Source organism: Marinomonas vulgaris, assembly GCF_018145875.1.
Taxonomy (GTDB): domain Bacteria; phylum Pseudomonadota; class Gammaproteobacteria; order Pseudomonadales; family Marinomonadaceae; genus Marinomonas; species Marinomonas vulgaris.
This window is the reverse complement of the sequence record NZ_JAGSSV010000009.1, coordinates 79,271-91,685: the sequence shown is the minus strand read 5'-3', so window position 1 is coordinate 91,685 and position 12,415 is coordinate 79,271. Positions and strand designations below refer to the sequence as shown.

Below are 12,415 nucleotides of genomic sequence, written 5' to 3'. Positions count from 1 at the left end.
AATAAGATAGATAAGCCATTCAATTGGCTAGTTTTTTTTACAAAGCAAGATTCTAGCGGATAATTCGTAGCAGAGACAAACCTTTACGGTTTACGCTCAATGAATCCTTATATTGGTTTTAACAAGGAGTTGGTTATTTCATCTTTGATTCCCTCAGCAGAGGATTTGTGGTTTTTGCCTTTAGGCGGCACCGGCGAAATTGGTATGAACATGAACCTATACGGCCACGATGGCCAATGGTTGATGGTGGATTGTGGCGTCTCTTTTAACGAACCGCTGACACCTGGCGAACTCAGCACATCCGAAGTGGTGTGCGCCGATCCGCGTTTTATCAGCGAGCAAAAAGAACGTTTGGCGGGCATCGTGATCACTCACGCTCACGAAGACCATGTGGGGGCTTTGCCGCTTTTGTGGCGTCGTTTTAAGTGCCCTGTATATACCACGGCGTTTACCGCCGAAGTGCTGCGTCGAAAATTAGTGCAAGTGGGGTTGGCCAATCAAGTGCCAATCATTGAAGTGGCGGAAAATGAAATCAAGAAAATCGGCGTGTTTACGGTGAAATGGCTGGGGTTAACTCACTCTGTGCCAGAACCTTACGCGATGACCATTGATACCCCTGTGGGTCGCATCTTTCATACCGGCGATTGGAAAATCGACAAGCAGCCTATGTTGGGCAAAGGTTTTTCTCCCGCGGCGTTTAAAGCCCTCGCCAAAGAAAATATGTTGGCCATGGTGTGTGATTCGACCAACGCCCTAAAAGAGGGCTTTTCACCTTCCGAATACGACTGCTATCAAGGCTTATTAAAAACCATTGCAACGGAAAAGAACCGTGTTGTGGTGGGCTGTTTCAGTAGCAACGTAGCGCGGCTTGTGGCCTTGGGGCGGGTGGCCAAAGAGACAGGGCGCTACTTGGCCTTGATCGGCCGCTCTTTGACGAACATGGTCAGTGCCGCCAGAGTGACAGGCCATTGGCCGGACGATTTGCCCATCATCGATGCAGCGCATTTAGGCTATTTGCCGCGAGAAGAGGTGCTGGCGGTGGTGACGGGTAGCCAAGGAGAGCCCAGAGCGACCTTAAATCGACTGGCCGCAGACAATTGCTTTGATTTAAGCCTCGAGGCGGACGATTTGGTGATTTTCAGTGCCATGCGTATTCCGGGCAATGAACAGGCCATTGACCGTTTAGCGGCGCAATTTAAGGGCCGAAAAATTCGTACCTTACAATCCCAGGATACCGAGTTAACCATCCACGTGAGCGGCCATCCTTGTCGAGAGGAATTGAAGCAGTTGTATACCTGGGTACAGCCCCAATGGGCGATTCCGGTTCATGGGGAGCCAAAGCACTTAGACGCCAACGCCGATGTGGCTAAGCTCAGCCATGTGCCCGGCCAATTAGTCGGACGCAATGGGGATTTATACCAGCTGGCGCCTACCGTCACCGTTCGTCGCCACGCCGTTAAAACGGGGCGTATAGCGTTACTGCGCTAACGCCCACTACTTACATTAGTGAGTGAATTAGTAAGTGAGCTATCTAGGTGAGCTATTTAGGTGAGCTAGCAATGATAGGCGCAAACACGCTTTTTGCCTGTTTGCCGGGGATTTCCTTCGCCAGCCTTGGCACCAAATAGCCGGGCAATTCCGCGGCGACTTTTCCCATCAGGCGTTGTGCGTCTTCGATGGAAATATCAAAGTGCGCCGCGCCTTCCACGGGGTCTAGGGTAAAAAGGTAATAGGGCAAAATACCCGCGGCAAACACGGCTTCACTTAGATTGACTTGAGCCTCTACCGAATCGTTAATGCCCTTTAGTAATACCGCTTGGTTGAGTACAGTCACCCCTGCTTGCTTGAGTCGTTGTGCGGCGTCGGTCAGTTCAGTATCCACTTCGTTGGCGTGATTAATGTGCCACACCATGACGATATCGAGTCGGCTGGCGTGAATCCATTCCAGCATCTCGTCGCACACGCGTGCTGGAATCACCACGGGTAAGCGGGAATGAATGCGCAAGCGCTTGATTTGCGGTAGGGCGTCGAGTTTGCGAATTTTGTCGGCTAATAGGACGTCTTTCATCATCAAAGGGTCGCCGCCGCTCAAAATCACTTCGTTGATTTCTGGGTGGTCTTGTAGGTAATCGATCACCGATTGCCATTCCGCTTGCGCCAGTTGGTTGTCGCCATAAGGAAAATGTCGACGAAAACAGTAACGGCAATTCACCGCGCAGGTGCCAGTGGTAATCACCAAAAGGCGACGTTTGTATTTGTGCACAATGGCTTTTTGCGGGTTGTGCTCGGCTTCTTCTAACGGGTCCTTGGAATAACCAACCACGGCCTGCATTTCGGCGGCGTCGGGTAAAATTTGCAGCAGCAAGGGGTCATTCGGATTGCCCGGTTCAATGCGCGACAAATAGGGTTTAGGCACTAATAATTTGAAGCTCTGGTGCGCGGCCAGACCTTGTTGTGCTAATTCGGCAGGCAAACCGAGTTGCTCGACCAGCTCGGGTAAAGAGGTAATGGCTTGGGAAAGGTGTTGCTGCCAGTTTAGAGGGTTCTTAGTTTGAATGGGGATCACGTCAAATATCTGCAAAATTGTCTTCAATTGGGTTATGATAGCGCCAACTTTTTTTGGCCAATAGGCCAGTGGCTCTGAAAAAATATAAGACTGACATGATACGCCAGTCGGAGCCTTTTCTCTAAAAATATACTGTGAGGATATATGGCTAACATTTCTACTAGCGACATGCGCAGCGGTTCTAAATTAATGGTCGATGGTGACCCATGTGCGGTGATCGACAACGAACACGTTAAACCGGGCAAAGGTCAGGCGTTTAACCGCGTTAAGTTGCGTAACTTAAAAACCGGTCGTGTTTGGGAGCGTACCTTTAAATCAGGTGACACCCTAGAAGCGGCGGATGTGATGGACACCGACATGGAGTACTTGTACACCGACGGTGAATTCTGGCATTTCATGGCTGTCGATGGCTCTTTCGAGCAGCATGCGGCGGATGAAAACGCGATTGCTGACACCAAAAACTGGCTGAAAGAACAAGAGCGTTACGTGGTGACCTTGTACAACGGCGCGCCTCTTGCTGTTGCGCCACCTAATTTCATCGAGCTTGAAGTAAAAGACACCGACCCAGGTGTGAAAGGCGACACGGCGAACGGCGGTTCAAAACCTGCTTACTTGGTGACGGGCGCCATGGTGCGTGTGCCTTTGTTTATCAATATCGGCGAAGTGTTGCGTATTGATACCCGTACTGGCGAATACGTGTCCCGTGCAACGGGCAAGTAATCCTTTGCGTTAAAACCGAATCATTATTGGTTTTTTAAAGCCCTCGACAGTTTGCTGTCGGGGGCTTTTTTTGTTCATTCGTTTGGACACTAACCTTGTGCGTTTGACCAGTGGCCTTGCTCGTTTGACCAGTGGCCTTGATAGTAGCGACTGAGGGTCTGGTCCTGCCATTGGTAGAGGTAGAGCCAGTCGTTATCAACAAGGTGTCGAACGAGTTCGTGTTTGGCTATGATGTCGGCGATGGCCTGCTGTGGGGCGTCTATGTAGACGGCGAGTCTGACCGGAGTGTGCATCCAGCGCTCGCCGTCGTGCAGAGATTGCTTAGACAAACCGATCCGCAGGTCCCCGCCATTACCTTCAAAAACCCCTATGTTGCCGCCAACGGCGTTGTGCAACACTTTATCGCCGCTGCCGAATTTGAAGTTGTCGGTGACGGAAAGGTTGTATTGCATGTTGATCCAGTGGGCGACCAGCATGGGCGCGGTGATCAGTTTTTCTAAAGTTGCGAAGTCGGGATCTTGCTTGGCTTGGTAATCGTGTAAAAAACTCCGGCCGTGTAGGTTCATTGAGCGTGTTTTTTCACGGGGCGCGATGATAAAACTGTGGTTGTTGGCCAGCCCCCATTCTGGGCGAACTTGTGACCAATCGTTAGCGCGCTGCAAAAAGGCCTTGTGTCTTGTTTTGTTGGACACATCGACCAGTGTTGGGTCGAGCAAGAGCGCACGTTCTTTTTGTGCGGCGTACATGGCTTGTTCAAACCAGCCAGAAAAAGCGGCGTTAGGCTGGTGGTCGTAACAGGTGAGTTGGTCTGTGGTGGTGTTGTGCATGGCGGCGACAAACTGCGTGGTTGCAGGAATGTTCGCCTCCATGTGATTGAGCAAAACCCGTACTTGAGGGTCGTTAAGTAAGCTCGCTAATACTTTCACATTGACTTCGCCACTTTGGCCGCCGCACGCGCCACATTCTAATCCCGCTGCGTGTAAATTATTGCTGGTTTGACTGCCATGGCCCACCAACAACACAGTGTCGGCGTAGTCTTGAATGCCCATGTTGGTCAAGATGCCCATGGCGAGATCGGCTTTGTCTTGAGGGCTGAGCGTTCGGCCTTTTTGCTGCAGCGTCCAAGCGGTATTGGGGGCAAGTCGATTGACAGGGTTGGCCTGTTGTTTTGAGAACAGAGTTTGTTTGAACATTTTAAAGGCGTACCACCAACCCATGGATTCCACCATGGAAAATGACGCCGGCGCAGCGTGTCCCCAGCGGTGCCAGCGGGCTTCTTGCTGCTGGTGATGCACCTGTTGATCGTCGCTTTCGGTTTCGGTCACTGTGATGCTGGCTTGCAATAAACCCGGTAATTGCGGGCGTGTAAACTGGCTGTCTTTGGCGCGGTACTCAATGGGCAAACCAAAAAAACCTGCAAAGCCAAAGGTTTGAATGGCGTGCGATTGCGCCTCTAAAGCACGACGAAAGACTTCTGAACGCACGTCGATGCAGAAAACGGCCTGCAATGCGGGAGGCGTTTTTTGTGCTGAGCTGGTTTTTTGTACTGGGATAGACAGAAGAGTGCGATGAAGCGCGTTTTGCTCGCTGAGTTCAAATGCCATGGCCCACACTTTGAGGCTAAGGTGAGCCGCTTGGTGTTGCTCGATCAGCGCCATTCTGTGTTGACTTTGTTGCTGCCATTGGCGCTCTATGGCTTTAAATGTGGCGTTGTTGGTGTCTTTTAGGTAACACCAGACGACCCACCCCCAGGCCATTTTAATGGCCAATAAAGACGCCACATGATTTTCGTTGGGCGCTTCTGGCGCTTGATGAGCGAAGTCGTTTAAGTAGGCCAGATAGCTGCTCCAGCCATTAATGTCGAGCAACAAAGCGTGGGCGTAAAAGTCCAAAGTGCTGTTTTCACAGGCCAAGTGGTTTAGTGACAAATCGTGAATGACCAACGCAGACATATCATCTTGGTTGCTCGGCAACGCCCGAAAATAGTCACTGAGGTTGGCTTCCCCCATTAAAATGCTCAAGCCCTTGTCTTCTATGGTGATTTCCCGCCAGTGGGCGTAAAGATCTAGGTCTTGATTAGCGCTTTTTTGTCTTAATGTCGGGCTTTGTTCTTGGTAGTGGGCGGCGCAAAATTGGCTTACTTGATGAGTAATTTCATCGTGCCACGACATCTTATTGGCTGGTCGATATTGATCGGCAAGATCCGCGATATTGCGCCACTGACTGGATACGTTCGTGGCTTGTGAAAGCTGTGATACGAGGTCATCTGCGCTTGTGTCGAGTTGATAATGTTCGGCGGCTTGATGGAGCGCAGCCTGCTGAATTCGCCCTTGTTGAAACCAAGCAAGGTAGGTGTCCAGTGATAAATGCGTTTTGATGCCGGCCAGCGCAGACAGTTCGTCCGATGTGTGATCAAAAGATTGTGCAATGTGCGACCAGAGCGGATTCACTGCGATGAGCTTATCCAGCGGCCAGCTAGGGGCGATTTTTGTCGCTGCCTTGATCAAGCAGGCTTTTTGTTCCGGTAATAACGTAGCGGAAGTCGTCATAACATCCTCCTAAAGAGTGGCCGAATCATCAATGGCGCTGGTGTTGTGTTGGTCTTTGGCGCGCGCCGGAAGTGTCACCGGCCATACTTTTAATACTAGGCGCGTTAGCCATTCATCGAGGTAAAGCCCAGCGAACAAGGCGATGGACAAACGACGGACCGCAGGCAAGTGCACTTGGTAATGCAGCAAGGCATTGATGACAAATAAGAGGCTGAAAAGCGCCATGGCCCATAGGTCAGTAAGCGATAGCGCCGCCGTATGACCAATGTGCGTAATGGGAAACAGAATATGAAAAAACAGCTTTAACGCGGCGTATGCGACACACAAAAAGGCACTGACAAAGAGTATGTAGGGTAAGGAGGGCGCATGCTCTGAGGCCTGCCATTGAATGATCAACAGCGTCATGGCCAAGGCGAATAGCCACCAGGTACTTAATGCGCCTTCTAAGCCAAAAACGGTGCGTACCAGTAATGCGACCAAGGAGCAAAAAGCGATGGTGACCAGCCAGGTTTTGAGGCTGGGTTTACTCTCGTTGCCGTGTTGGACTGAATGACCAGTCGAGTGGTGGGGCTTAGACGCCCCAGAAAGGCTCAAGCGTAAGGTGTCGTTGATGGCGTTGCCTGAATTCAAGAAAGAATAGGCTTTGTAAAAAGAGTGCGCCAATAAATGCAACAGCACCAGCTCGTACAAGCCTAGGGCGAATTCCATCAGCATCAGACCCATTTGTGCGCTGGTAGACCAAGCGAGCCGCACCTTGACGCTGATGCGTGTGGTCATAACCAAGGCGCTGGCGAGAGTAGACAGGCCCGCGATCAACAACAAGAGCCAAATGGCAGCGCTACTTTGGGCGACCAACGGGGCGAACAAAAGCACCAAATAGCCACCCAAGTTAATCACCCCTGCGTGCAGTAGGGCGCTGATGGGCGTGGGGGATTCGACCACTTGGATCAACCAACCATGGAACGGCAGTTGGGCGCATTTGATCAGTGCAGCGATGGCAATTAAGACCGCAGCGAAGTGGTCAGTCGTTGAAAGGCGTATGCCTGCGTCGGCTTGCAGGGTAAGCGTGTTTAAAATGTCGCTGATGTAGAGACTGCCATGGGCTTGATACAAGATGACAAAAGCCGCTAGCAAGGCCAATTCGGCAAGGCGCGCCACAATGAATTTTTTATGAGCGGCCAGTATGGCTCTTGGTCGATCTGGGTAAAAGGTCAGTAAGTTATGCAAGGACAAACTGATACCGAGCCAGCCAAGCCAAAAGGTGACCAAATGGTTGGATGTGACCGTGATGGCCACAGACGCCAAGGTAAACATTAGCCAGCGGTAATAACGCTTTTGGTTGGCCTGTCCTGCCATGTAGTTCTGAGAAAAAGTAATCAGCACCCAGCCCATGATGGTGACCAAGCCGAGCATGATTTGGCTCAGGGAGGTGTGTCGAATTAGGTTGGACGATTGCCAAGCATCGGCAAAAAAATAGCTGACAGGGAAGGTCGCCAAAAACAGCATCAGCAGACCTCGGCTTAACCAAACCGCTTTATAGGGCGTGCGCTCTGTGGTCGCTCGGCCTAGGTGCCAGCCTCCTAGTAAAAAAGCGGCGGGAATAAAAATGGGCAAAAAACTTAAGATAACCAGTGACATGCGGTGTTCCCAGGCAAGCTCTTAAAAGAAGCACTAAAAAGAAATAATGAGTAAGTGGTAACAATAGGGCGAGTATGAAGTCTTTCTTTTGTTAATAAAAATACATATATTGAAAGATAACGTTCTTTTTTATGTATGTTTGGTAAGAGCTTTAAAGGAGTGCTTTATGAGCCGGTTAAATTACCACCACTTGTATTATTTCTGGCAGGTGGCAAAAAGCCCCAGTTTGACCGAGGCCGCTGAGCAGTTACACATTTCTCAATCGGCCCTGTCGGCGCAGATTAAGCAGCTAGAAAGCAGTTTGGATGTGGCCTTGTTTGTACGCCAAGGGCGCAAGTTGGTGTTGACCGATGTGGGTCGGCGGGTGTTGGCTTACGCGCAAGATATTTTCAATACTGGTGAAGAGCTGGAAAACTTTTTGCAAAAAGACACGGTGGCACAGGGACAGCACATTACCTTGGGGGTGCAGAGTAACTTGTCGAGAAACTTCATTGAGAGTTTTATTGAGCCCTTGTTGCAAAGTGAGCATGTGAGTTTTTCCTTGTCGTCTCGCGGCATTACCGATTTGCTCAATGGCTTGGTGAACCATGAACTGGATTTGGCACTGACGAATCGACCTATTTTGAGCGAGAGCAAAGACACTAGCTGGCAAAATCAGCTGGTGGCGCGCCAAGCGGTGGCGATTATTGGGCCTTACGGGCAAAAGCCCGATTTGCCTTTTCCTGAGGGTTATCGGGACAAAAAGTGGATAGTGCCAGGCAAGAACACCGATATTCGATCGGCGTTTGAGTCGTTTTGCGCCACGCATCAATATCAGCCAGATATAAAGGCGGAGGTGGACGACATGGCCATGTTGCGCTTGTTGGCAAGGGACAGTGGCTATTTGTCGGTGCTGCCGACCGTGGTAGTAAAAGACGAAATTCAGTCGCAGCAATTGCAAGATTACGAGAGTATCCCGCAGGCATTTGAAAGCTTTTATGCCATCACTGTGCCGCGTAAGTTCGCGGTACAATCCGTGCTCGATTTGATCAAGACCGCCATGACCACTTACGACGTTAAGTTGTAACCTGTAAATTTCACCAATTCGCTGTCGTTTAACTGAAATGAAGTCGCACTATGATCAAGCACTGAGAGCGAAATAAAGCCTGTCAGATGCAATGCCATCGATATAAATCACAGTGTGAAAAGGTCGAGTAAAGCGCGTGTAATACTTGATAAAACAACAAGCTAGCACCACTATGTAAAAATGATACTTTTTAATAGACAGCAAGAGGAGGGCGATCATGCAGAATGAAGATCGCGTAGATGCGTTAGTCGCACCAAAGGGTGCGTTGGAAATGTTATCGCAAGACGAAATGGCGCGTTTATCAGAAGAGTCTGGCCCGTTTCACGATTTATTTCATCGTTGTGCTTTGGCTATTTTGAACTGCGGCAGTGATTCTGATGATCCGCAAGCGGCCGCGGAAGAATTTAAAGATTTTGATATTCGTATTGTGCAGCAAGAGCGTGGGGTCAAACTGGCGCTAAAAAACGCCCCTGGCAGCGCCTTTGTTGACGGCAAGATGATCAGTAGCGTACGCGAAATGCTGTTCAGTGTGTTGCGCGACATCATTTTTACCCAGCACGAATGCAGCTTGGCGGGCAGTTTAGAAGACGCCAGTTCTGATAAGTTAACCAACGTGGTGTTTGAGTTGCTGCGTAATGCCGATGTGTTTCGTCGCGCCCAAGAGCCCGATCTGATTGTGTGTTGGGGCGGTCACTCTATCGCTCGTTATGAATACGATTACACCAAGCGAGTCGGTCATGAGCTTGGGCTGCGTGAGTTAAATATTTGTACCGGTTGTGGCCCTGGAGCGATGAAAGGCCCGATGAAGGGTGCGACCATTGCTCACGCTAAGCAGCGTATTAAAGATGGCGTGTATTTGGGGCTGACAGAGCCGGGCATTATTGCCGCTGAATCACCAAATCCGATTGTGAACCAATTGGTGATTATGCCGGACATCGAAAAACGTCTTGAAGCCTTTGTGCGAGCCGGACACGGTATTGTGATTTTTCCCGGTGGTGCCGGTACGGCAGAAGAGATCTTGTATATTTTGGGTATTTTATTGCACCCAAAAAATGCCGATTTGCCTTTCCCTCTAGTATTTACTGGACCTAAAGAAAGCGCCGAATATTTCGAGCAGATTCACGCCTTTATCGGCGATGTGTTAGGCGCCGAGGCGCAAAGCAAGTACCGCATCATCATTGAAGACGAAGTTGAAGTGGCGCGAGTGATGAAGCGGGGCATGGAAGAGGTTCGTCAATACCGTAAAGCCCACCAAGATGCGTTTTATTACAACTGGAAGTTGCACATTCCCGAGGAATTTCAACATCCGTTTGAGCCCACTCACGAAAGAGTGCGCGAGTTGAACTTGCATTTTGGTCAAGAAACTCACTTGTTGGCGGCGGATTTACGTCGTGCCTTTTCGTCCATTGTGGCGGGTAATGTAAAAGCGCAGGGAGTCGCCTGCATTAAAGAATTTGGCCCGTTTGAAATTCATGGCGATAAGGCCTTGTTAGCGAAGTTAGATGCGTTACTGCAAGCTTTTGTCAGCCAACAGCGTATGAAGCTGCCTGGCAGTGCCTATGTGCCTTGTTACAAGGTGATTACCGAGTAAGTTTTCCTAATAAAAAAATATCAAAAAGGGCTTCCATGTGAAGCCCTTTTTTTGTGTTATGTGACGCTATGATTAGCCATTGTCTGTTTTCATGTGTTCCACATGGCGGTGAATCAGTTGCCCAGAAATAGTAGCCAGATTAGGCGTGTGAGGTAAGTCGTCTATCGAGTACCAGTCGGCTTCGTCTATTTCACCAGGCGCGGGCGTGATTTCTCCGCTCTCATAATCAGCGAAAAAACCGACCATGAGTTGATGGGGGAACGACCAGGGTTGGCTGTCTACGTAGCGGATATTGGTCACTTCTAGACCCACTTCTTCACGAATCTCACGAGCTACGGCTTGCTCTAATGTTTCGCCTGCTTCGACAAACCCCGCGATGTTACTGAATTTGCCTTGTGGCGCATTGATGCCACGTGCCAGCAGTATCTGATTGTCTTTGCGAATAGACACTATGATGCAAGGGGAAATTCTAGGGTAGTGGCGCAAATGACAACGTGGACAGATCTTGGTGTGTTCCTTGGTATGTTTTTCACGCATAGATGTGCCACATCGACCGCAAAACTGATGGTCTCTGTCCCAAGTGGAAAGCTGATGGGCTCGGCTTAACAACAGGTAATGGGCTTGATCTTGTTCGAATAATAACTCGCGCAGCCCCGTTTCGCTAAACCCCTTCGGAACGGATTCAAAACGACACACGAAAATGTCTTGTGCTGCGCAGCCGTCTTCTTGCCATTCGCCACAGTAAACGGCGTTCATACTGGCATTGGGCTGGAAGTGCGTAAAGGGGATAAGAAATTGATTGTCCACTTCGACCAGTACTTGGTTGCGATGCAGAAGAATGTAGAGCGCATCTTGATGGGGAAGAGGGTGTGTTTGGGTGCCAATGTTTAACATGCTTTTGCTCGGTTAAAACGAAAACAAATACGCTAACGCGATCGTCTGCAATACGCAATAACTGAAAAGTGGTAACTGGAAGACAATCGTCGTGAGGCGGGTTTATCAGGTTGTTGCTAGAGAATTTCACCCTTTAGGGTGAAGTCTTTGCGCCTAAAGCATTTTAATCTTTACTTAATCTGTTCTTATTTGTGTTTTTTGTGAATTATTAAAGGATTTATACAATGTTGCGTTCTTTATTTATTGTGTCTTTGGGTTTGTCTGCTTCCAATTTGTATGCTGCAGCAGCTGATGATGAGGTGTTTGACCCTGCTAGTGTGTCTTGTGCTTTAGAGGCGGGTGCTTTTAAAAAAATGTATGTAGGTGAGAAAGGCAACTACGAATGGAAGAAAGGCTTAGCACAAGTATCTCAAAGCACAGGCTTCTTTAATGTAGAAACCCTGTCTCCGAGCGGTCGTCATGCCTGTCAGGTAGAGCTTAAGCAGCACCAGTGTTTGACCATGTTTATGGATGAAAACTGGGAAGATGAGTTCGGCACAAACTCAGGTACATTTAGTTGTGTGAATTTGCGTAACGGGGAGGCCATTCCTGCGGGGGATTTGGCGTATCAAAATAGTGTGCAAGAGCGCATGATCAAAATGCGCTGTCCACACGGAACGGATATGGCGGAATGCAGTAATGACTCTAATAGCAAACGAGGCAATGACTTTCGCGCCCAAGTGTTAAAGGCGAACAATTTAGAAATGGAGTCGGTTTGTGCCGGCTATATTCGTGAACCACGTTACTTTAGTGGTGGTAAAGTGGGAGATAGAGCAATGTGTGCTCTGACCAATCAACAGGGTGAGGCTTTATATAAGGTGATTATTCCGATGGAGTATTCACATGCCCAGCCGCTGAAAAAGCTTGACGGTACTTATGTCTCTTATCGACCAAAAGAAGTGAGCATTGACACCAGTAACCTAGCAGCTAGTGAGGCGCTCTTTATGCAGGAAACGCCTTTAGGAGACATGATGTCAGGTAATTCGGAAGAGGTTCTCGCGACTAGCATGCGTTGTACTTCCGCTATGTTTGGTTTGATGAGAGGGACAGAAGCGACAGCGGATGAAATTGAAGAGGTGCTTAATATAACCACTGCTCGAATAAGCCAATGGAGCGCTACCAAAGGTGTGCTCATCCCAGGTGATAAGGGCGTTGATCAAGCGACTCGACTTTACACTTTGGCCGAATACCATTTGGATCAGATTGCCAGCCAGCAAGACGCAGCAATGATACAGGCAGATACAAAAAGCTGTGTTCCACTTTTTCAGCAGACAGGGCTCTTCTAAACATCGTTTTCAGCGGGAGGCTTGTTTCGATAAGGGCTAGCTGATAAAAAAAGAATATCCATTTTA

At 49.3% G+C, this 12,415-nt stretch carries 9 protein-coding genes; 5 read left to right on the top strand and 4 right to left on the bottom strand.

Translation table 11 applies throughout. The features are described from left to right. Positions 1–99 precede the first annotated feature (99 nt). Positions 100–1,488: a ribonuclease J gene (locus J9B83_RS09300; RefSeq protein WP_236037225.1), complete on the top strand. Its 1,389-nt coding sequence runs from the start codon at positions 100–102 to the stop codon at positions 1,486–1,488. Between the two features lie 52 nt (positions 1,489–1,540). On the opposite strand, the gene epmB is transcribed toward J9B83_RS09300, so the two are convergent. Next, positions 1,541–2,566, bottom strand: coding sequence for an EF-P beta-lysylation protein EpmB (gene epmB, locus J9B83_RS09295; protein ID WP_211536507.1), 1,026 nt, complete (start codon positions 2,564–2,566; stop codon positions 1,541–1,543). 144 nt (positions 2,567–2,710) lie between these two features. On the opposite strand from epmB, the gene efp reads away from it, so the two are divergent. Then, positions 2,711–3,286, top strand: coding sequence for an elongation factor P (gene efp / locus J9B83_RS09290; protein WP_211536477.1), 576 nt, complete (start codon positions 2,711–2,713; stop codon positions 3,284–3,286). Between the two features lie 89 nt (positions 3,287–3,375). Here efp and J9B83_RS09285 read toward each other — a convergent pair whose 3' ends face one another. After that, a complete protein-coding gene (locus J9B83_RS09285; protein WP_211536476.1) occupies positions 3,376–5,835 on the bottom strand; it encodes a YbcC family protein in 2,460 nt (819 codons plus the stop codon). A gap of 9 nt (positions 5,836–5,844) precedes the next feature. After that, positions 5,845–7,473: an NADH-quinone oxidoreductase subunit L gene (locus J9B83_RS09280; protein WP_211536475.1), complete on the bottom strand. Its 1,629-nt coding sequence runs from the start codon at positions 7,471–7,473 to the stop codon at positions 5,845–5,847. Between the two features lie 166 nt (positions 7,474–7,639). Here J9B83_RS09280 and J9B83_RS09275 point away from each other — a divergent pair, with 166 nt between their 5' ends. Beyond that, positions 7,640–8,539 (top strand): LysR family transcriptional regulator, encoded by a 900-nt coding sequence (locus J9B83_RS09275; protein WP_211536474.1) that lies wholly within the window; start codon positions 7,640–7,642, stop codon positions 8,537–8,539. Between the two features lie 217 nt (positions 8,540–8,756). Beyond that, the gene (gene ppnN / locus J9B83_RS09270; protein ID WP_211536473.1) at positions 8,757–10,130 is read left to right on the top strand and encodes a nucleotide 5'-monophosphate nucleosidase PpnN; all 1,374 of its coding nucleotides are present in this window, start codon (positions 8,757–8,759) and stop codon (positions 10,128–10,130) included. 72 nt (positions 10,131–10,202) lie between these two features. On the opposite strand, the gene nudC is transcribed toward ppnN, so the two are convergent. Further along, complete coding sequence (nudC, locus tag J9B83_RS09265) at positions 10,203–11,024, bottom strand: NAD(+) diphosphatase (protein ID WP_211536472.1); 822 nt, start codon at positions 11,022–11,024, stop codon at positions 10,203–10,205. A 224-nt stretch (positions 11,025–11,248) separates the two neighbouring features. Here nudC and J9B83_RS09260 point away from each other — a divergent pair, with 224 nt between their 5' ends. Continuing rightward, a complete protein-coding gene (locus tag J9B83_RS09260) occupies positions 11,249–12,349 on the top strand; it encodes a hypothetical protein (protein ID WP_211536471.1) in 1,101 nt (366 codons plus the stop codon). The last annotated feature ends 66 nt before the right edge of the window (positions 12,350–12,415 follow it).

What these genes read in the sequence shown, in the direction of transcription:
- J9B83_RS09300 (WP_236037225.1), top strand. Translation starts at nt 100, where the DNA reads ATGAATCCTTATATTGGTTTTAACAAGGAGTTGGTTATTTCATCTTTG.
- efp (WP_211536477.1), top strand. Translation starts at nt 2,711, where the DNA reads ATGGCTAACATTTCTACTAGCGACATGCGCAGCGGTTCTAAATTAATG.
- J9B83_RS09285 (WP_211536476.1), bottom strand. Translation starts at nt 5,835, where the DNA reads ATGACGACTTCCGCTACGTTATTACCGGAACAAAAAGCCTGCTTGATC.
- J9B83_RS09280 (WP_211536475.1), bottom strand. Translation starts at nt 7,473, where the DNA reads ATGTCACTGGTTATCTTAAGTTTTTTGCCCATTTTTATTCCCGCCGCT.
- J9B83_RS09275 (WP_211536474.1), top strand. Translation starts at nt 7,640, where the DNA reads ATGAGCCGGTTAAATTACCACCACTTGTATTATTTCTGGCAGGTGGCA.
- ppnN (WP_211536473.1), top strand. Translation starts at nt 8,757, where the DNA reads ATGCAGAATGAAGATCGCGTAGATGCGTTAGTCGCACCAAAGGGTGCG.
- nudC (WP_211536472.1), bottom strand. Translation starts at nt 11,024, where the DNA reads ATGTTAAACATTGGCACCCAAACACACCCTCTTCCCCATCAAGATGCG.
- J9B83_RS09260 (WP_211536471.1), top strand. Translation starts at nt 11,249, where the DNA reads ATGTTGCGTTCTTTATTTATTGTGTCTTTGGGTTTGTCTGCTTCCAAT.